Genomic DNA, 17,789 nt, shown 5'->3' with positions numbered 1-17,789 from the left:
CGGCTTAGATAAATAGGAGGGATAAGGCAAGAGAATTATAGATACAGATAACATTGATGGTATTAGTGAGTAGATAGGTAATGGATATTAAATGGAAATTTGTTATTTTATCAAATATGAAAGTACATAATTAAGAGAGGTGATTCTTTGCAGATCCAATTAAATACCGTAAAAAGTAAATGTAAAGATGAGCAATATGAAACACCACTAATTACTGGAGTAAAGAATTACATAGAGGGTAATTTTCTACAAATGCATACCCCTGGCCATATAAAGGGAAGAGGTTTGGACGAGGAATTTACAACATATTTTGGGAAAAACACTTTAGATTTTGATTTAGTAGGAATACCGCCATTAGATTATTTACGCCATCCAACTGGAATTATTCATGAGGCACAGAAGCTAGCTGCAAAAGCCTTTGGGGCTGACTACACGATTTTTAGTGTTCAAGGTACTAGTAGTGCTAATGTAGTTATGATTATGAGCATTTGTAATCCTGGAGATAAGATAATTGTACCTAGGAATGTTCATGCTTCTATTGTTAGTGGACTTATACTATCCGGTGCGGTACCAATCTTTATATCTCCTGAAATTGATCCTGTATATGGAGTTTGTCATGGGATTAGTCTAGAAAATATTCAAAAAACCTTAGATGAGCATCCGGACGTTAAAGGAGTATGTATAATAAACCCTACCTATTATGGTGTTGTAACAGACTTGAAACAAATAATAGATTATGTTCATTCGAAAGGAATCCCTGTAATAGTTGACGAGGCTCAGGGGTCACATGTTCATTTTCATCCTGATTTACCAATGTCTGCAATGCAAGCTGGTGCGGATATTGCATCGTCTAGTATGCATAAAATGGGTGGTTCATTTACTCAGACAAGTGTTATCAATGTTCGAGAGGGACTAGTTAGCTTAGACAGAGTTAAAGAGAATTTCTCTTTAGTTACTACTACTAGTGCAAATTATATATTAATGGCCTCCTTAGATGCTGCTCGTAAACAACTGGCGATAAACGGAGAAAAATTATTAGGACGTGCAATTGCATTATCTCGTAAAGCTAGAAATGAAATTGATCAAATGTATGGACTTTCTTGTTTAAAACCAGAAGATTTGAATCATTCGAGCTCTAGTTTTGCTTTAGATGAGACAAAGCTTTGTATAAACGTTACTAATTGGGGTGTAACAGGAAGAGAAGTAGAAAATATTTTGCGAGATGATTACCGCATAGAAGTTGAGCTTTCCGATGTGAATAATATTCTTTTTATTATTACAATTGGGCATGATGAATCGGATATTAATCAATTAGTACAAGCGTTAGGTTCGTTGGCTAGGAGATTCAACAATGGGGAAATACAGTCAGATGCAAAACAATTTGCAAGAAGTCAGTGGTCTATGAACGTACTAACACCACCTCAATTAGCTCTCACACCAAGAGAAGCATATTTTTCAAAGGTAAAATATGTGGAGTTAGATCAAGCTATTGGACGAGTGGCTGCTGAGTCAGTCCTTGTTACACCTCCGGGTATACCTGTTCTTTTACCAGGAGAGATAATTACGAAAGATATTACAGACTACCTTAATTATTGTCTCGAATTAGGACTCTCTGTACAAAGTAGTAATGGTTTACATGCGATTAAAGTAATTGATGATAAATAAACTATACTTATTTGAAAACTAGGAGGAATTTACTATGGAATTTCAAAAACAATTTGACACTATTATAGAAAATCATATCAACTCGCTTCAAAAAGATTACTTACTGGTACTTCAGGAGAGATTTAAAAATGAAGGATTAGCAATGATGAATGACATGTTACCTCAACCATTAATTGCAGCTATGTCTGCTGAAGCGAAATATCTTCTTTCAGAAAATGCAAAACGTCGTGATATTACTATTAAAGCTACAGGTAATACACCTCGTAACTTTAATGTAGTAAATCGTGACAGTATTTCTGAAAAGGGAAAGATAATTCCAGCATTTTTTAAATCTGAAGTGGTATTAAACTTCTTAACATTTTTAAATAATAATGAACCGGTACATCGTATTCCATATACGCCAGAAGAATTTATTATTAATAATCAGCAAAAAACAGGTGATACTCATGGTTGGCATTGGGATGACTACACTTTTGCTTTAATTTGGGTAATTGAAGCACCTAAAGAAGGGGAAGGCGCGATTGTCGAATATATTCCTAATACCGTATGGGATAAAGAAAATCCTGAAACGGGATTAAAAGCGGTACTTGAAAATCGTGAAATTCAAAATGTATATGTTCCTCAAGACCATTGTTACTTTATGAAAGCTGGTACTACATTGCATAGGGTGACACCTTTAGAAAACGATTCTCGTCGTACTGTTGTGGTCTTTAGTTATGCATCTGAAGAAGATTTAATTAAAAATATTTCTCATGAGACTATGGGAGAAATCTATGAAGATACTAAGGAGTTAGTTGAAGTTTAAGCTTTAGGTTAATTAAAACATTTTTACAGTCGGAGAGAAGAGTTCATTCCCTTCGGCTGTATTGTTTTGGATTTTAAAGAATTAAAACATACTGATGTACATTGGAAAATAGATTAATTGATTTTATATTGTTCTAATTAAACTTTAAATAGACGCCTAATCAATTTTTATCAGGTTTCTGATATGTTTAATTAATCTCTAAACACGCTATATATATATGGGGGAAATCATGAGTTCCGAAAGAGCAACTGTAACGTCGAGTATAGACAATACAATTCATAAACCCAATGGAAATCCTACAGGTACGTTAAAAAGAACATTAGAAACAAGACATTTGACTATGATTGCTATAGGCGGATCAATAGGAACAGGATTATTCGTTTCTAGTGGTACATCTATTCAAACGGCTGGGCCAGGTGGAGCATTAATAGCCTATATATTAATAGGCATAATGGTGTATTTAATTATGATGAGTTTGGGTGAATTAGCTACATTCTTACCCGATTCAGGTTCATTTAGTACATATGCCACTAAATTTGTTGATCCAGCTCTTGGTTTTGCTCTTGGATGGAATTATTGGTATACATGGGCTATTACAATAGCTGTTGAATTGTCCGCCTCTGCTATCATAATGAAATTTTGGTTCCCATCTGTCCCAGGAATAATATGGAGCGCTATTTTCTTAACCATAATTGTATTGCTTAATTACTTTTCTACACAGTCATTTGGAGAAGCTGAGTTCTGGTTTTCTTTAGTTAAAGTAATCACAATCATAATTTTTCTATTAGTAGGATTATGTACCATTATCGGAATCATAGGTGGAGAATTTATAGGTTTTAAAAATTTCACTATAGAGGAAGCACCTTTTCCATCTAATAGTCTCAGTATCCTCTCCGTTTTTATGATTGCAGGATTTTCTTTTCAAGGAACAGAATTAATTGGAGTTGCAGCTGGAGAAAGTAAGAATCCTAAAAAGAGTGTACCTAAGGCTATAAAACAGGTGTTTTGGAGAATTCTACTTTTTTATATTTGTTCTATTTTAATTATTGGATTGCTTATCCCATATACAAATCCTTATTTGATGAATAGTGATATTGAGAATATCTCAATGAGTCCTTTCACGATAGTCTTTGAAAAGGCTGGTCTTGCATTTGCAGCATCGGTTATGAACGCTGTAATATTAACATCTATTTTATCAGCTGCGAATTCGGGAATGTATGCGTCTACTCGTATGCTTTGGTCCTTAGCTAAAGAGGGGAAAGCCCCAAAATCACTTTTGAAGTTAAATAAAAATGGTATACCAGTAAATGCTTTAATTATAACTTCTCTAGTGGGTATGCTCGCTTTTCTATCTTCGTTTTTTGGTGAAGGAGTGGTATTTATGTGGTTGCTAAACTCCTCAGGACTATCAGGTTTTTTATCATGGATAGGCATCGCATTATGTCATTATCGATTCCGAAAGGCATATATGGCACAAGGGAAAGATATTAACAATCTTCCTTATAAAGCTAAATGGTTTCCATTTGCTCCTATTATTTCAATTATATTATGTATAACTATTATAGTAGGTCAAGAGTATAATGCTATCCTCAAAATGGAGATTTCATGGATTAATCTTTGTACAACATATAGTAGTGTGGTTATGTTTTTATGTATTTGGTTTGGTTACAAGCTAAAATATAAAACTAAATTGATTGATCTTAAGAATTGTGATTTAAAATAGATTCAAACTCTTATAAACAAATTTATTTAGGTTTATCAAAAAACACAATTAGGAGGAATTTTATTATGTTATTAATTGGAACAGAAGTAAAACCGTTTAAAGCAGAGGCGTACCATAATGGTAAATTTCTAGAGGTTACTGAGGAAAATTTAAAAGGTAAGTGGAGTGTAGTTTGCTTCTATCCAGCAGACTTCACATTCGTTTGCCCAACTGAACTTGAAGACTTACAAAACCAATATGCAACTCTAAAAGAATTAGGAGTTGAAGTATACTCTGTATCTACAGACACTCACTTCACACATAAAGCATGGCATGATAACTCAGAAACCATAGGCAAAATCGAATACATTATGATTGGTGATCCAACTCGTACAATCACTAGTAACTTCAATGTATTAATTGAAGAAGAAGGTCTTGCTGCTCGTGGTACATTTATCATCGATCCAGACGGTGTTATCCAGTCTATGGAAATCAATGCAGACGGTATCGGCCGTGATGCAAGCATCCTTGTTAACAAAATTAAAGCAGCTCAATACGTACGTAACAACCCAGGAGAAGTTTGCCCAGCTAAATGGCAAGAGGGTTCTGCAACACTTAAACCAAGCCTTGACCTTGTAGGAAAAATCTAAGGAGTTCGATCAAAATAATACTAGATGCAGATATAAAAACACAAATATCCCAATACCTGCAATTAATTGAGAACGATATTCCCCTTAAAGTTAGCGCAAGATACGATAACGTTTCTAAAGATTAACAGCTTATCTAACGTAACTGTTCTGAAAAACGTTTAAAGGAAAGAAATTACTGGTACTGACAAAGTAGGGTTCTGGTGCAAAAAATACTGTCGTTGTGTACACTGGAAATATTCATAAATAAAGGATGTGTATGACGATGACGAGATCAGCAGATTTTAAATGGAAGCACTATCAACCTGAAATTATTTTACTAACTGTCAGATGGTACCTTCGGTATAACTTAAGCTTTCGGGATTTGGTAGAAATGATGGAAGAACGAGGTTTGTCTATTGCTCATACAACAATTATGCGCTGGGTTCACCAATATGGACCGGAATTGAATGAACGAATTCGGAAACATTTGAAGCAAACCAATGATTCTTGGAGAGTGGACGAAACGTACATCAAAATCAAAGGAAAGCAAATGTACTTATATCGTGCCATTGATTCCGAAGGAAATACAATTGATTTTTATTTAAGTAAGCAGAGAGATGTAAAGGCAGCCAAGCGCTTTTTTAACAAGGCCTTGGTTGCTTGTCATGCCACAAAACCTCGTGTGATAACTGCAGATGGCGATAAAGCCTATCCTGTTGCTATACGAGAATTAAAACAAGCAAATAGCATACCTCAAGATATGCCACTTCGTGTGAAAAAATATTTAAACAATATCATTGAACAAGACCATAGGTATATTAAAAAACGGATTTGGAGCATGTTAGGGTTAAAATCGTTTCAAACTGCTAAAAAGATGATTGCTGGGATAGAGGCCATGCATATGGTCAAAAAGGGACAGATAGATTTAGGAGACCAGTCTGTTCAAAATCAGAATACCTGCATCAACCAGTTGTTTGGACTCGTTGCATAAGATAAAATTCCGCTAGGAATTTACAGCCCATTTGTTCTTTTGTTCATATTTGCACCAGAACCATTATCTGTAAATAATATATAATCCACATTCTTATCTATGAATAACGGTTCTTTCACTGAGTCATAATTACCAAATAAGGAAGTATACACAATAACCTTTGGTTTTCCATTCTCCACTATTAATCCCCCTTCAATATACCGTAACAAATCATCCATTAAAATGGTTTGTCAAATTCTTTTTATAGTTTGCTTATGATAAAGTAGTAGTTGCATTTTTAGAACGTGTAAAAAATGTAGTGGAAGATTAAATAGGTATATAAGCTCTAATGTAACTGCTTAGTGTACTAAAAAGTTACTTCTTTTCCAGTTCATCAAAAAATATAATAATCTATTAATCCCTCCTTCTCTTGGGGGAAAGGTGCTCACAGTTTTAAAACCAGCCTTTTCATAAACATGCACGACCTTTGAGTTTTCATATGCTGAATCAATTAATAAAACAGTTAACCCATCAGATAATCCCTTCATCCAATTCTTTCTACATTTTAGGCATCTTTGCAGCAGGACCATCTAGAATTAGATTGTAAAAAATGTATCTTGAATAGTAGAACGAAAAGATTGGCAACGAATTTGTTTTGTCCAAAATGCCGTTTCTGCTTCTCTTTCTTGTAATGTCATGTTAGTTCTAAAGGGAGAAGGAAGAATAAGAGCAGTTACAGCTGGTATTGAATGAAAAGTTATATTATCTAGCTTTAGAAATTTTCGCCACATATTAAGATCACTCCACACATCCTCTGGTCCAGGACTCCATCCTTCAAGAAGACGGCGATAGGTATCTATGCGGTGTCCAGCAATCGTAGGACTAAAATTTATATGACTCTTTCAACATACGATCGCGAGTCTCAAGTTCCTCAAATGATCCCTGAATGTCCATCATTTGTTCCTTATTCACAATAGCCATATAGCGGCTATGTACAAAATCTGCTTTGGTTGAACTACCCCCACTTTCACTTCGTTTAGAAGAGGGGGATTCCTAAGTAAAGAGTTCTATCGAACTCTAATTTATTAGGCTATCTCCACAGTCCTTGCGGTTAGAAGCCTTATCGCTTCATTCTTTAGATTGATACTTGTGTTAATATCCCTATCATGGTGTGTAAGGCAAGAAGGGCAGTCCCATTTACGTAGGTTTAGATTTTTAACGTCTTTGTTTTGATATCCACAACAAGAACATAATTGGCTTGAAGCAAATGTTTTCGATACAACAATGACTTGTTTACCGTACCATTTTGCCTTATATTCCAACATAGTTCGAAATTGAGACCATGATACCTCACTAATTGCTTTTGCTAACTTTTGATTCTTTAACATATTCGATACTTGCAAATCCTCTATACCGATAACATCGTGGTTTTTGATGATTTCAGTCGAGATTTTGTCCAAGTAATCTTTTCTAGCGTTCGTCATGTATTCATGAATTCTAGCTACTTTTACTCGTTGTTTATTCCAGCGAGAAGATCCTTTCATTCTTCTAGAAAGAACACGCTGTGCTTTTGCCAACTTCTCTTCTAATGATCGAAAAAACTTCGGATTTTTATAGGTTGTTCCATCTGACAAAATGGCGAAATCTTTTAGTCCCACATCCATTCCAATGTAAGAGTTTGTTTTCGGAAGTTCTTGCACTTCTGTTTCAACTAACAATGACACAAAGTATCTGCCAGAAGGGTTCCGTCTAACTGTAGCATTTAAAATACGTCCTGTTACTTCACGACTTTTGGCAAATCGAACAAGACCTAATTTTGGAAATTTTATTTTGTTTCCTACAACGGCAATGTTTTCATTTGTTTGTTTTGTGGTATAAGATTGTACGTTGTTCTTCTTAGATTTGAAACGCGGGGCATTGTTTTGTTTTTTGAAAAGGCGTGTATAAGCATCCGCAAGGTTGCGAACAGACGACTGAATCGCGATACTATCCACTTCTTTTAGCCAAACAAATTCTTTCTTCATGGCAGGGAGTTTCGCAGAGCATGTACCATATGTCAAACCTTTTCCTGTTTCTTTGTATGCACTATCCCATAGAGATAGGAAATGATTGAATACAAAACGAGAACAGCCAATCGTTTTATTGATTAGGGTTGCTTGTGCTTTATTTGGATAGATACGAAATTTATATGCTTTATTAATCATCATTCATTTCACCTCCATTTCGGTATGTTTCTATTATACAACAAACATACATTCGATAGGTAGTGAAGTAACAGTTTATGTATGTCGAACAATTAAGATGGCTTCCTGCCATCCCTTGTCCGAAGCCAATTCATCTCCCACCTACTCACTAATCGTTCCTTGAGGAAGGAGTCTTCTTGGCTAAAATGATAAATAGTGATTTATCACAGCTAACAGAGGAAGAAAAGCGGCAATATTACCATTTTGTATGCAGAAAATATGGACTAGATCCATTTACAGGGTCGTTTACTTTTATTCGGTTTAAGGGAAGTAAGTGAACTACAGCTATAGGCGCAGTTCCTATTAGTACAGATGTTGGAAGAAAACTTAGTCCGGCTCAGTTAGCTCATACACTGATGACTTGTGCAACCAAAACAAAGAGACGAGCGACAGTATCACTGTGCGGTTTAGCTATGATGGATGAAACAGAAGTAGGTATACTTTTTGGTGTAAAAAGATTTGATATACAATCCGTCATCGAAAATAAAGATTTACCTCTACAATCCAAACAATCTTATGGCGGTTATATAGTTATGGTAAAAGAATCAATGGGAAAATCAGAACTATTTGAGAAAGAAAAAATAAAAAAAGAAGGGACTGTTTTGACAGAATTGAGAGAGTCATAATAGTACATCAAAAACTTCATGAATAGAAGAAGTGCACCTATTATCATATAGAATTTGTTGTGAAAGATGAAAGAAACAAGCATGTAATAATGATGAAGTATGGCATTATATATATTTCTTATATTAGCACTTATTTATTTTTCAATTCTCCTTTGTGTGAAAGTAGAGTGCACGAAAATGAAAGCGGAACGAATCTTGAGATTACTATTGAAGAGTGTGTGCTTATTTATTGAGTTGTAGTGCATAGATACTATAAGAGAGCATAGGATACACATATTTCTAGAGGAATTATGTAATAAGTGACATATGAAAAAGACAATGTTGCAAATATGAGAGGTTGAAAAGAAAGCTCACAAACCAACGGAGTTTTAAGAATAGTAGTAAATAAAAAAACTGTATCTAGTTCGAAAAATACATCGAAAGGATAGCACCGGTATTTAAAGTATCTGGGGATAAATTGTAAGGAAGGCGGATGTTCAATGAGTATATGTTTATAAAAAATACTGTAAAAAAACTATTGTATGTTAAAATTTTATATGTTACATTTATGTTACAAAAGTATTACTTTATGTGACTTTTGTTTCATTTTATTTTCTTGCTGTTTATATTTTGTTACAAATCATATACTAGAAACGTTATTTCTATGTGCGTAAGAGTGTGTGTAGTAAGAAGTCTGAGTTATAACGTCATACATTATATTAAAAATCCTTTCTGTCTTAAAAGAAGAAGAATACCAACTATTTAGGGGTTTTTAGGTAATGAGATTATATAAAATGTACTTCCTTTCCCACACAATTTAGTACATATTTAAGGTTCAGTCTAATTGCTGTACAGCTTCTTTTGCATATGAGTGTATCGAAATAAGTGAAGAGATTGGTAATTATAACAGCATTAAAAAATTAATCTCGAAATGGATTTAAATAGAGTGATTGAGGTATATAAAGTGAAAAATTCTTATAAAGTGTTTATATGTATTTGGATAATTATTTTTTTGTTTTTTGTAATTTACTTTGGATACAAAATGACATCTGATAATAATCAGGTATCAATACAAGAAAAACAGGTAAAACAAGAAGTTCAAAAAATGTCAGAAGAATCAAATGAGAGAGAAATAGAATCCTTTGAAATATTCTAAAAGAAATCAGTAATAAAAAGAGGGCAGTTACGTACTAACGGGTTCCCTTTTGAGGTGCAAACATTGCAAATCACATCACATTTTTTGTCACTAATATCAATGGGATTTTCTAATTAAGTAACAATAATAAACGCAGAGGAGGGATAGCTTAATAGCTATCCCTTCATCATAATATCATTTAAATAAATCTTCTATTATATTAGCAGGGGATAGTGATAGAAAAGTGTGTTCCTTTTCCTAGTTCACTTTCTATCTCTATATCTCCGTTTAATTCTTTAATAATACTGTACGCAATCATAGTACTAAGCCCAGTACCCTTTTCTGTTGTTGAATAAAATGGCAAAGCAATTCGTTTTATTTGTTGAGAAGACATTCCAATTCCTGTATCAATAATATCAATTACAATATTATCTTTCATTTTTTGTATATTTATTCGTAATACTCCACCATTTTTCATAGCCTCAATTCCATTTTGTATTATGTTGGTTAGACACAGTTTTAATTTCTCAGAATCAGCATTTATAAAAAGGGAGTCTGTAATATTCAGTTTTAATTCAACATTCCATGATAGAGCGAGTGGTGAAATTGTATCTATTACCTGATTCAAAATGTGATTAATATCTAGTTTCTCTTTAATAATGTTTTGTGGTTTGGTTAAAGATAAATAGTTATTTATAGTAGCCTGTATTTGTTGCATTTCAATTAACATGATTTCCAAGTACTTATCTTGAGGTACCTTAGAACTTTCATTTTCATTTAATAACTGAGTGAATCCCTGTACCGTGGTTAGTGGATTATGGATTTCATGCGCAATAGATGCAGCTAGTTCGCTAGCTATATAAAATTTTTCTGCTCTTTGCATTCTTTCTTTTATTTTATATTTCTCGATCATTCCTTCTATTAAATAAACTGATAATAATAATGTGAAAATATTTATGACTATATAATTAAATGAAAATTCGATGAGAGTAGATTCAATTTTACCACCTGTATTTATTTGCGTTACAATACCGCAGATAGAAAGGGAAGTTGTACATATCAAAATAAGTATAATGCTTAATAATATCTTCTTGTCCTTGAAAAAAGTAGGTGATAAGTAACGAAACGTGATTGTAATAACAGAAATAATAGTAAAGATAATAAATGATGGGAAAACTCCGCTTCCACCTAAGTAAAATCTATAAGAAAGATATAAAACTCCAATACAAGTAATGCACTTTGTATTTCCATATAGAAAAACTAATATGATGGGAATAAAACGTAAATCATAAATGAACCCAGCATGTAAATGAAAAGGAAAAGTCATACAAAAAATAATTGCAATGGAGGAAAGAACAGAAATTAATATATTATTACATGCCATTTTTTCTTTATGTTCTAGCCAAAATACTTGGTAACTAAGGATACAAATTATAATAATAAAGGTATTTAATAATAGTGTAGGAATTCCCATAGTTTATGCCTCTCTGCGAGTTTGTAAGCAGGATTATGAATGTGTTTAATCTAGGTGTTTGGTGTTATAAGATTTTCTATCTTTAAAAAAGAAAAGGAAGGGCACTTGAAAAAGTGCTTTTTTACTATTTATATTAGAACCGATGAGGAAGATAGAAATAAAAAGTTACTTTTACTTATAAACAAAAAAAACTGAACGTATCCCTTATATAGGTAAAACATGAAGTGAATTACTGAAATAGTTACGTTTTTCTGGAGTGAATATTCCGAAAAAACATTGTATATGACGAAATCCATTTTATAGCGTTCGCCATATTAACATGTAATTTATTAAATTACAAAGAAAAAATTAAAAATTATTATTTTTTTGTTAGATTAATTTATTTGAAAACGAAAAAGTATTCAAGAGGTCACGATTGAGATGCTAGTATACTTAGACCAATAGTCGAACTTCGTAATAACGTTGTTACTTTTTTACTCATATTCTTATTACTAATTTTAGTGTGATAATCGACTGAAAGTTCTGATAGTTTTCTGCGTACCCCCCTTTTTTATATCATTTTATATTAAATACAATGATATTTATTGTCACATAATAATGCAAATTTCCAGTAAACTAATAGAAAAAATCCTATAATAACATAATTTACTATCTTTGATATAAACAATGCAGGTGTAAATGCAATAAAATTTCATTATTAATCCTTATATTCAAGCTGAAAATATCTGTTTACATATTAAAATATCTTTTTAGTGGTCCTTCATACCCAGAATCGTTTCCGTACTTCAACTACTGTTATTCTAGTATTTTACCCAGCTTCTAATTTTGTTAAGGTATCCCGAATATTGTTACTTTTATTAAATTATATATTTTAATATCATAATTTGTAATGGATGTTGAGAAAATAAATAATTTGTAAAAATAATATAATATTTGTAACTTTATGTCTTATAATATGAAATATCTTCGTTGTGATTATTTTAAATATTTGAATAATACATCAGGGTCATTTTATCTAGGGAGGTTTTAAAATTGGGGAAAAGAGTTGTTAAAAGAGTTTTTGCATTATTATCAGTACTAGCATTATTCTTTAATGTGTTTCTACCGAATGCAAGTGCGGAGGTAATGACGCATGAAAAGTATTCAATGAACTGGAGTTATAGCAACAGTTTAGGAAAGGATATCCGAACTGAAATTATCAAAAATTCAAGTGGTCAAATTGCTTATTGCTTAACTCTTGGATTAAAATCACCGAATGGGGAAGACCTACCCGAAATGGGGAAGACAGATAATGTTGTATATAGAGTATTATTAAATGGTTATCCACAAAAAAGTGCAGAACAGTTGGGTGTCGAGAATAAAAATGAGGCACATTATGCAACACAACTTGCTGTTTGGAATGCTTTAGGTCAACTTGATGTAAATGAATTAAAGCATATGAATAAGAATGTTGAAAAAGCAGCTAAAGCTATTATTGATGGTGCTAATAGAAGTGAAGATACACAAGAAATCTTTATGAATGTAATTCCTGCTGAAAAGCAGAAAGCAGAATTAAAAGGTGAGTTCTTTGAAACAAACCTATACACAGTACAAACAAATGCTAAGAGTGGTTCTTATAAGGTATTATCGAAAAATGCACCTAATGGAGTTAAAATTGTTAGTGAAAATGGAGAAGTGAAAGATCAGCTTTCAGTTGGGGAAAAATTCCGTATCCAAATTCCTAAAGATACAACAACAGGTGAATTTAATCTAAGTGTTGCTGCAAATTTAACTAAAGTTCAAGCTATTGCTTATCGCGGTACTGATACTGTTCAGAATGCTACAGTACTACTAGAAAGAAACGAGGAGAAGCTTAGTAGTGACCTTGCAGTAAATTGGGAAGCTAATGGTTCTTTAAAAATTAAAAAGGTTGGAGAAAATGGGGAAGTTTTAGCTGGTGCAGTTTTTGAAGTTTTTAATACAAATAATGAATCAGTTGGAAACATTACTACTGGTGCTGATGGCATTGCAGAATTAAATAACCTACCAATTGGTACTTATACAATAAAAGAAATTAAAGCACCAACAGGTTATGTTTCAGGTGATAAACCACAAACTATTGAAGTTAAGACAGGGGAAACAGGAGCTGTTCAAGTAGTAAACAACAAAGTAAAAGGTAACATCGAAATTAAAAAACTTAGTGATTCAGGTAAGGTTTTACCAAATGTTGAATTCACAGTCTTCACTGAAGATGGAAAAGAAGTGAAAAAAGTAGTAACAAAAGAAAATGGAATTGCAAACGTTGAAGGTCTTACGTATGGTAAGTATTATTTCGTAGAGACAAAAACACCTAATGGATATATTGGAAATAAAACAAAGTATCCTTTTGAAATTAAAGAGCACAATAAAACACTTACTTTTACAGTGGAAAATACCGAAGTGAAAGGTAGTGTAAAATTACTAAAAGTAGATAATGAAGATATCAGCAAGAAATTAGAAGGTGCAGTATTCGAGCTAAAAGATGCAAGTGGGAAAGTAATTGGAGAATATAAGACAGATAAAAATGGTGAAGTTAACGTCAAAGATTTAGCGTATGGTAAATATTCATTTGTAGAAAAGGCCTCTCCAAATGGTTATGTTCTTATTACAGAACCAATTGTGTTCGAAATAAAGGAACACGGAAAAATTATTGAGCTATTGGCAGTCAATCATCTTATTAAAGGTGATCTAGAAATTACAAAAGTTGATGTAGCTGATGGAAACAACAAACTTCCAAATACAGAGTTTACAATTTATAATGAAGCAGGGAAAGAAGTAGTAAAAGGAAAAACAGACGATAAAGGTATCGCGAAGTTTGAAAAGTTACCATTTGGAAAATATACATATAAGGAAACTGTTGCACCAAAAGGTTATGTATTAAATGAAGAAACGTTCTCTTTTGAGATCAAAGAGAATGGTCAAATCATTAAACATATTGTCAAAGATGAAAAGATTCCATCAGTAAAAACAACAGCTACTGATAAAACCGATGGTACAAAAGAAATGCACACTTTTAAGTCTGTAACAATCCAAGATAAAGTGGAATACAAAGACCTACAAGTAGGTAAAGAGTACACTTTAAAAGGTAAATTAATGGATAAAGAAACTAATAAACCATTAGTTGTAAATGGTAAAGAAGTAACAGCTGAAACTAAGTTTACACCAAAAGAAGCAAATGGTTCTATTACATTAGACTTCACATTTGATGCAACTGGCTTAGAAGAAAAAGAAGTAGTAGTATTCGAAGATGTACTGAAAGACGGAAAAATTGTTACAACACATGCTGATATCAACGACAAAGGTCAAACAGTTAAGTTTGTTAAGCCATCAGTAAAAACAACAGCTACAAACAAAGCTGATGGTGGAAAAGAGATTCATGCAAACGATTCTATTACTATCCAAGATAAAGTAGAGTATACTAACTTAGTTGTTGGTAAAGAGTACACTGTAAAAGGTAAACTAATGAACAAGGCTATTAACAAACCGTTATTAATTGATGGTAAAGAAGTAACAGCTGAGACTAAGTTTACTGCAAAAGAAAAGAATGGTTTTGTAACATTAGACTTTACTTTAGTTGGCGCTGAACAGCAGGGAAGAGAAGTAGTAGTGTTTGAAGACTTATTACATGAAGGGCAAGTAATTGCAACACATGCTGATATTAACGACAAAGGTCAAACAGTTCGATTTGTAGAACCTTCCATTAAAACAACAGCTACAAACAAGGTGGATGGTTCTAAAGAGTTAGACGCTTCTAAATCTGTAACAATCCAAGATAAAGTGGAATACAAAGACTTGATTGTTGGTAAAGAGTACGTTGTAAAAGGTAAACTAATGGATAAAGCAACAAACAAGCCATTATTAGTTGATGGTAAAGAAGTAACAGTAGAATCTAAGTTTACTGCAAAAGAGAAAAATGGTTCTATCACACTCGATTTCACATTTAATGCTTCTGCATTACAAGGTAAAGAAGTGGTAGTATTTGAAGAATTGTATCAAGATAATGTCTTGGTAGCTATTCACGTGGACATCAAAGATAAGGGCCAAACAGTGAAATTTAAAGAAGTAAAACCGGAACAACCTAAACCAGAACAGCCGCAACCAGATAAAAACACTCCAACATCAGAAAAACCACAACCTAAGAAAGAAAGTGAATCTAAAATTGGATTGTTACCTCAAACAGGTACTAACCTTACAAGTTGGGTCTCTATTGCAGCGGGAGCGTTGTTGTTGCTAGTTGGTGGAGTAATATTCTTAAAACGTAAAAATGCATAGAAATTAAAAGATAAGCACATCTGTTTTTATAACAAGATGTGCTTATCTTTTTATATTTATTTTTGATCCAGAATGAAAATTGAAACCAAAAAGTTTGAGTTTATTCAAAGTAACCTTCCTAACCTTGGTTGCGTAGTAGTAGTTCTAGTTCCTATAGGGTTATGTATATGGTTTATAATATCTGTAGTAACAACATTTGGTTGTAATCTAGTTGCGGTAGTATAAAAGGAGAAGATGGGACGCTATATGCGGTGAAAGTCGCACGTACAGTGTTAAGCGGGGGAAAAGATGGAGATAACTTCAAAATTTCACCTATCGTAACTAGTGAGGGTTTATCAAAACAAAAGAGGACTTGCTATGTATAGCAAATCCTCTCCTAAAATGGCAAAGAGTAACTCTTACCTTACTCTTTGCTCATATATTACATGTTTGTTAGTGAAAATTCTAGATTCTTTATATTGAGAAATAAAGAAGTATTGTTTTAATAAAAATTTCATTTTGTAGAAAAGGGGGAATGGATATGGAAGTTATATATCCAAAATGGCATAACAATTATGCTGAATTAACATTAGGTCAAAAATATAAGGCGATTTTATATAAAAAAGGAGGTGCTTGTAGAAACGGGATATTTGCAACGAGCATTGTATCGAGAAGAATGTTTTACCATGGTTTCATAAAAAGAGCAGCTAGCAAAAGCTAACTGCTCCACTAATGGAATTTGGTTAAGAAATGGGTTGTCTACAGTATTGACGGAATATTGGATTTTGTTTCATTTAAATCAAAAAATAAATTTACTAATTACGGTTCGATTAAAGATACTTAAAACACACTATTAATATTAAGTACAAAAAGTAAGAACAATGCAAGTGTGATTGTAATTATATTTTTATTCGTTGTTTTTGCAGTAGTTGGCGTATTCATTCCTATAAGACCACCAACGTAGGTCCAAGCTGTTAATATCAGTAAAAAATTTATTGGGTCGGTAGAACTCCAATTCATCGCTGTATTAATAGATTCATTTTCAAAGTATAGGATAAGTAAACCAACACAAATAAATGAAAAAATAAAAGACCACAAGTTTATAGTATGTTTCATGATTGCCCTTTTATTAACATGATGTTTTTTACTGAATTTTAGCAAATAGTAAATGGAATTAAAACAAAATAATCCTTTGAATAGAAAGCGAGGTTAGGATAATGGTTATTGAAAAAACAGAAGAACAGGTAAAACGGAAGGAAGAAGCGCTGAATGAAACGGATAAGGGCAAGCAGCGGAAAATGGTTCAAGAAATCAAAGAAAGTCCAGAATTAGCTTGGTTTCAAGAAACGTTACGGAACGTGTGGAGGATGACATATAGGGTAGTTGAGCATCAGTTGAGTAAATAAATACATACATGGATGAGATAAGGGGTGCTCCAGTGATGTTAGAGTTAAAAATTTCACGTACCGTATTTATTATTAATATCAAAAATTCAGCAATACGTGGATTTTAAGTGATTCAATTATCTTTATTCCCCATAATGGACAGAAAGATAAAAAAGGAATCAGTTAGCATTTTAAAGTTGAGAGACTTGTATGATGAGCCCTATATTATAATTATATATGTTATGAAAACTATATCTAAAAAGGAGTGATATTAATATGTACAAACTTAAAACAAAAGAAACTAACAATAGTGTAATTGAATTTATTGAAAGTGTTGAAAATCTTAAAAAACGAGAAAACGCATATCAATTATTAGATATATTTACTGAAACAACAGGCTATACAGCAAAAATGTGGGGACCAAGTATTATCGGCTTTGGAACATACCATTATAAGTATGTATCTGGTCATGAGGGAGATGCTCCATTAGTAGGCTTTTCTCCGAGAAAAGCTAAAATTAGTCTATATTTTGCAGCAGGTGATCCTAAGCGAGAGGAACTATTAAAAAGCTTTGGAAAATACACCTCTGGAAAATCGTGTATTTATATAAATAAAATAGCAGACATTGATAGTAATGTTCTAAAAGCGCTAATCAAACAATCTGTAAGTTTTTTGAAGGAAACGTATCAAAATCATTAATGAATTTGATAGAATTACTTTGAACATTTTCCTAGAGTGTCCCTTCATACCCAGAATCGTGTCCGTATTCCTTAAGGCGTAGGTATCAACATAAGGAGACGATAAAAATATTATGTTAACAATGTAAGGTGTCACAAATTTTTAATATATTATTGTGATTGAATAAAGTAACACTGGAGTAAATGATTAGAAATGCCAAATTAGAGAA

15 protein-coding genes and 1 pseudogene are annotated in these 17,789 nt (G+C 32.7%); 12 read left to right on the top strand and 4 right to left on the bottom strand.

Translation table 11 applies throughout. The annotated features are described in order from the left end of the window. The first annotated feature begins 147 nt into the window (after window positions 1-147). The 6 genes and pseudogenes from QCI75_RS28280 (at window position 148) to QCI75_RS28255 (ending at window position 5,792) form a co-directional block, all read left to right on the top strand. Window positions 148-1,665, top strand: coding sequence for an aminotransferase class I/II-fold pyridoxal phosphate-dependent enzyme (locus QCI75_RS28280; RefSeq protein ID WP_353761841.1), 1,518 nt, complete (start codon window positions 148-150; stop codon window positions 1,663-1,665). 34 nt (window positions 1,666-1,699) lie between these two features. After that, entirely contained in the window at window positions 1,700-2,470 is a 771-nt protein-coding gene (locus QCI75_RS28275) for a HalD/BesD family halogenase (protein ID WP_353761840.1), read from the top strand. A 229-nt stretch (window positions 2,471-2,699) separates the two neighbouring features. After that, entirely contained in the window at window positions 2,700-4,193 is a 1,494-nt protein-coding gene (locus QCI75_RS28270) for an amino acid permease (RefSeq protein WP_353761839.1), read from the top strand. Between the two features lie 65 nt (window positions 4,194-4,258). Beyond that, on the top strand, window positions 4,259-4,822 hold the full coding sequence (gene ahpC, locus QCI75_RS28265) for an alkyl hydroperoxide reductase subunit C (RefSeq protein WP_353761838.1): 564 nt from the start codon (window positions 4,259-4,261) through the stop codon (window positions 4,820-4,822). Window positions 4,823-4,836: 14 nt separating this feature from the next. Continuing rightward, a pseudogene (locus QCI75_RS28260) lies at window positions 4,837-4,944 on the top strand (hypothetical protein); the annotation flags it as partial. Window positions 4,945-5,078: 134 nt separating this feature from the next. After that, window positions 5,079-5,792, top strand: coding sequence for an IS6 family transposase (locus tag QCI75_RS28255; protein ID WP_483299482.1), 714 nt, complete (start codon window positions 5,079-5,081; stop codon window positions 5,790-5,792). Window positions 5,793-5,812: 20 nt separating this feature from the next. Here the strand turns inward: QCI75_RS28255 and QCI75_RS28250 are convergent, their stop codons facing one another. From QCI75_RS28250 to tnpB, 3 genes are all read right to left on the bottom strand, one after another. After that, window positions 5,813-5,971 (bottom strand): hypothetical protein, encoded by a 159-nt coding sequence (locus QCI75_RS28250; protein ID WP_353761837.1) that lies wholly within the window; start codon window positions 5,969-5,971, stop codon window positions 5,813-5,815. Window positions 5,972-6,367: 396 nt separating this feature from the next. Further along, the gene (locus QCI75_RS28245; protein ID WP_353761836.1) at window positions 6,368-6,562 is read right to left on the bottom strand and encodes a hypothetical protein; all 195 of its coding nucleotides are present in this window, start codon (window positions 6,560-6,562) and stop codon (window positions 6,368-6,370) included. A gap of 294 nt (window positions 6,563-6,856) precedes the next feature. Then, window positions 6,857-7,978, bottom strand: a complete 1,122-nt coding sequence (gene tnpB, locus QCI75_RS28240) for an IS200/IS605 family element RNA-guided endonuclease TnpB (RefSeq protein WP_353761835.1) — start codon at window positions 7,976-7,978, stop codon at window positions 6,857-6,859. 449 nt (window positions 7,979-8,427) lie between these two features. On the opposite strand from tnpB, the gene QCI75_RS28235 reads away from it, so the two are divergent. Together QCI75_RS28235 and QCI75_RS28230 are read left to right on the top strand one after the other, a co-directional pair. Next, window positions 8,428-8,640 carry a hypothetical protein gene (locus QCI75_RS28235; protein ID WP_353761834.1) on the top strand — a complete coding sequence of 71 codons (213 nt, stop codon included), beginning with the start codon at window positions 8,428-8,430 and terminating at the stop codon, window positions 8,638-8,640. Between the two features lie 910 nt (window positions 8,641-9,550). Continuing rightward, window positions 9,551-9,775: a hypothetical protein gene (locus QCI75_RS28230; protein WP_353761833.1), complete on the top strand. Its 225-nt coding sequence runs from the start codon at window positions 9,551-9,553 to the stop codon at window positions 9,773-9,775. 199 nt (window positions 9,776-9,974) lie between these two features. Here the strand turns inward: QCI75_RS28230 and QCI75_RS28225 are convergent, their stop codons facing one another. After that, a complete protein-coding gene (locus QCI75_RS28225) occupies window positions 9,975-11,228 on the bottom strand; it encodes an ATP-binding protein (protein ID WP_353761832.1) in 1,254 nt (417 codons plus the stop codon). A 1,032-nt stretch (window positions 11,229-12,260) separates the two neighbouring features. On the opposite strand from QCI75_RS28225, the gene QCI75_RS28220 reads away from it, so the two are divergent. The 4 genes from QCI75_RS28220 to QCI75_RS28205 all read left to right on the top strand — a co-directional run bounded on the left by QCI75_RS28220 (window position 12,261) and on the right by QCI75_RS28205 (window position 17,581). Continuing rightward, window positions 12,261-15,518, top strand: coding sequence for a VaFE repeat-containing surface-anchored protein (locus QCI75_RS28220; protein WP_353761831.1), 3,258 nt, complete (start codon window positions 12,261-12,263; stop codon window positions 15,516-15,518). 520 nt (window positions 15,519-16,038) lie between these two features. After that, window positions 16,039-16,218 (top strand): hypothetical protein, encoded by a 180-nt coding sequence (locus tag QCI75_RS28215; protein WP_353761829.1) that lies wholly within the window; start codon window positions 16,039-16,041, stop codon window positions 16,216-16,218. A 496-nt stretch (window positions 16,219-16,714) separates the two neighbouring features. Beyond that, window positions 16,715-16,903 carry a hypothetical protein gene (locus QCI75_RS28210; RefSeq protein ID WP_353761828.1) on the top strand — a complete coding sequence of 63 codons (189 nt, stop codon included), beginning with the start codon at window positions 16,715-16,717 and terminating at the stop codon, window positions 16,901-16,903. Between the two features lie 255 nt (window positions 16,904-17,158). After that, window positions 17,159-17,581 (top strand): DUF1801 domain-containing protein, encoded by a 423-nt coding sequence (locus QCI75_RS28205; RefSeq protein ID WP_353761827.1) that lies wholly within the window; start codon window positions 17,159-17,161, stop codon window positions 17,579-17,581. Window positions 17,582-17,789: the final 208 nt, after the last annotated feature.

Origin of the sequence: Bacillus cereus group sp. RP43 (assembly GCF_040459645.1) — a bacterium.
In the GTDB taxonomy this organism is placed as follows: Bacteria; Bacillota; Bacilli; order Bacillales; family Bacillaceae_G; genus Bacillus_A; species Bacillus_A mycoides_C.
This window is presented reverse-complemented; position numbering and strand designations above follow the sequence as displayed.

Coding starts and splice junctions, on each gene's coding strand:
- QCI75_RS28275 (WP_353761840.1), top strand. CDS start 1,700: ATGGAATTTCAAAAACAATTTGACACTATTATAGAAAATCATATCAAC.
- QCI75_RS28270 (WP_353761839.1), top strand. CDS start 2,700: ATGAGTTCCGAAAGAGCAACTGTAACGTCGAGTATAGACAATACAATT.
- ahpC (WP_353761838.1), top strand. CDS start 4,259: ATGTTATTAATTGGAACAGAAGTAAAACCGTTTAAAGCAGAGGCGTAC.
- QCI75_RS28255 (WP_483299482.1), top strand. CDS start 5,079: ATGACGATGACGAGATCAGCAGATTTTAAATGGAAGCACTATCAACCT.
- QCI75_RS28245 (WP_353761836.1), bottom strand. CDS start 6,562: ATGTGGCGAAAATTTCTAAAGCTAGATAATATAACTTTTCATTCAATA.
- tnpB (WP_353761835.1), bottom strand. CDS start 7,978: ATGATGATTAATAAAGCATATAAATTTCGTATCTATCCAAATAAAGCA.
- QCI75_RS28235 (WP_353761834.1), top strand. CDS start 8,428: ATGATGGATGAAACAGAAGTAGGTATACTTTTTGGTGTAAAAAGATTT.
- QCI75_RS28230 (WP_353761833.1), top strand. CDS start 9,551: ATGGATTTAAATAGAGTGATTGAGGTATATAAAGTGAAAAATTCTTAT.
- QCI75_RS28225 (WP_353761832.1), bottom strand. CDS start 11,228: ATGGGAATTCCTACACTATTATTAAATACCTTTATTATTATAATTTGT.
- QCI75_RS28215 (WP_353761829.1), top strand. CDS start 16,039: ATGGAAGTTATATATCCAAAATGGCATAACAATTATGCTGAATTAACA.
- QCI75_RS28210 (WP_353761828.1), top strand. CDS start 16,715: ATGGTTATTGAAAAAACAGAAGAACAGGTAAAACGGAAGGAAGAAGCG.
- QCI75_RS28205 (WP_353761827.1), top strand. CDS start 17,159: ATGTACAAACTTAAAACAAAAGAAACTAACAATAGTGTAATTGAATTT.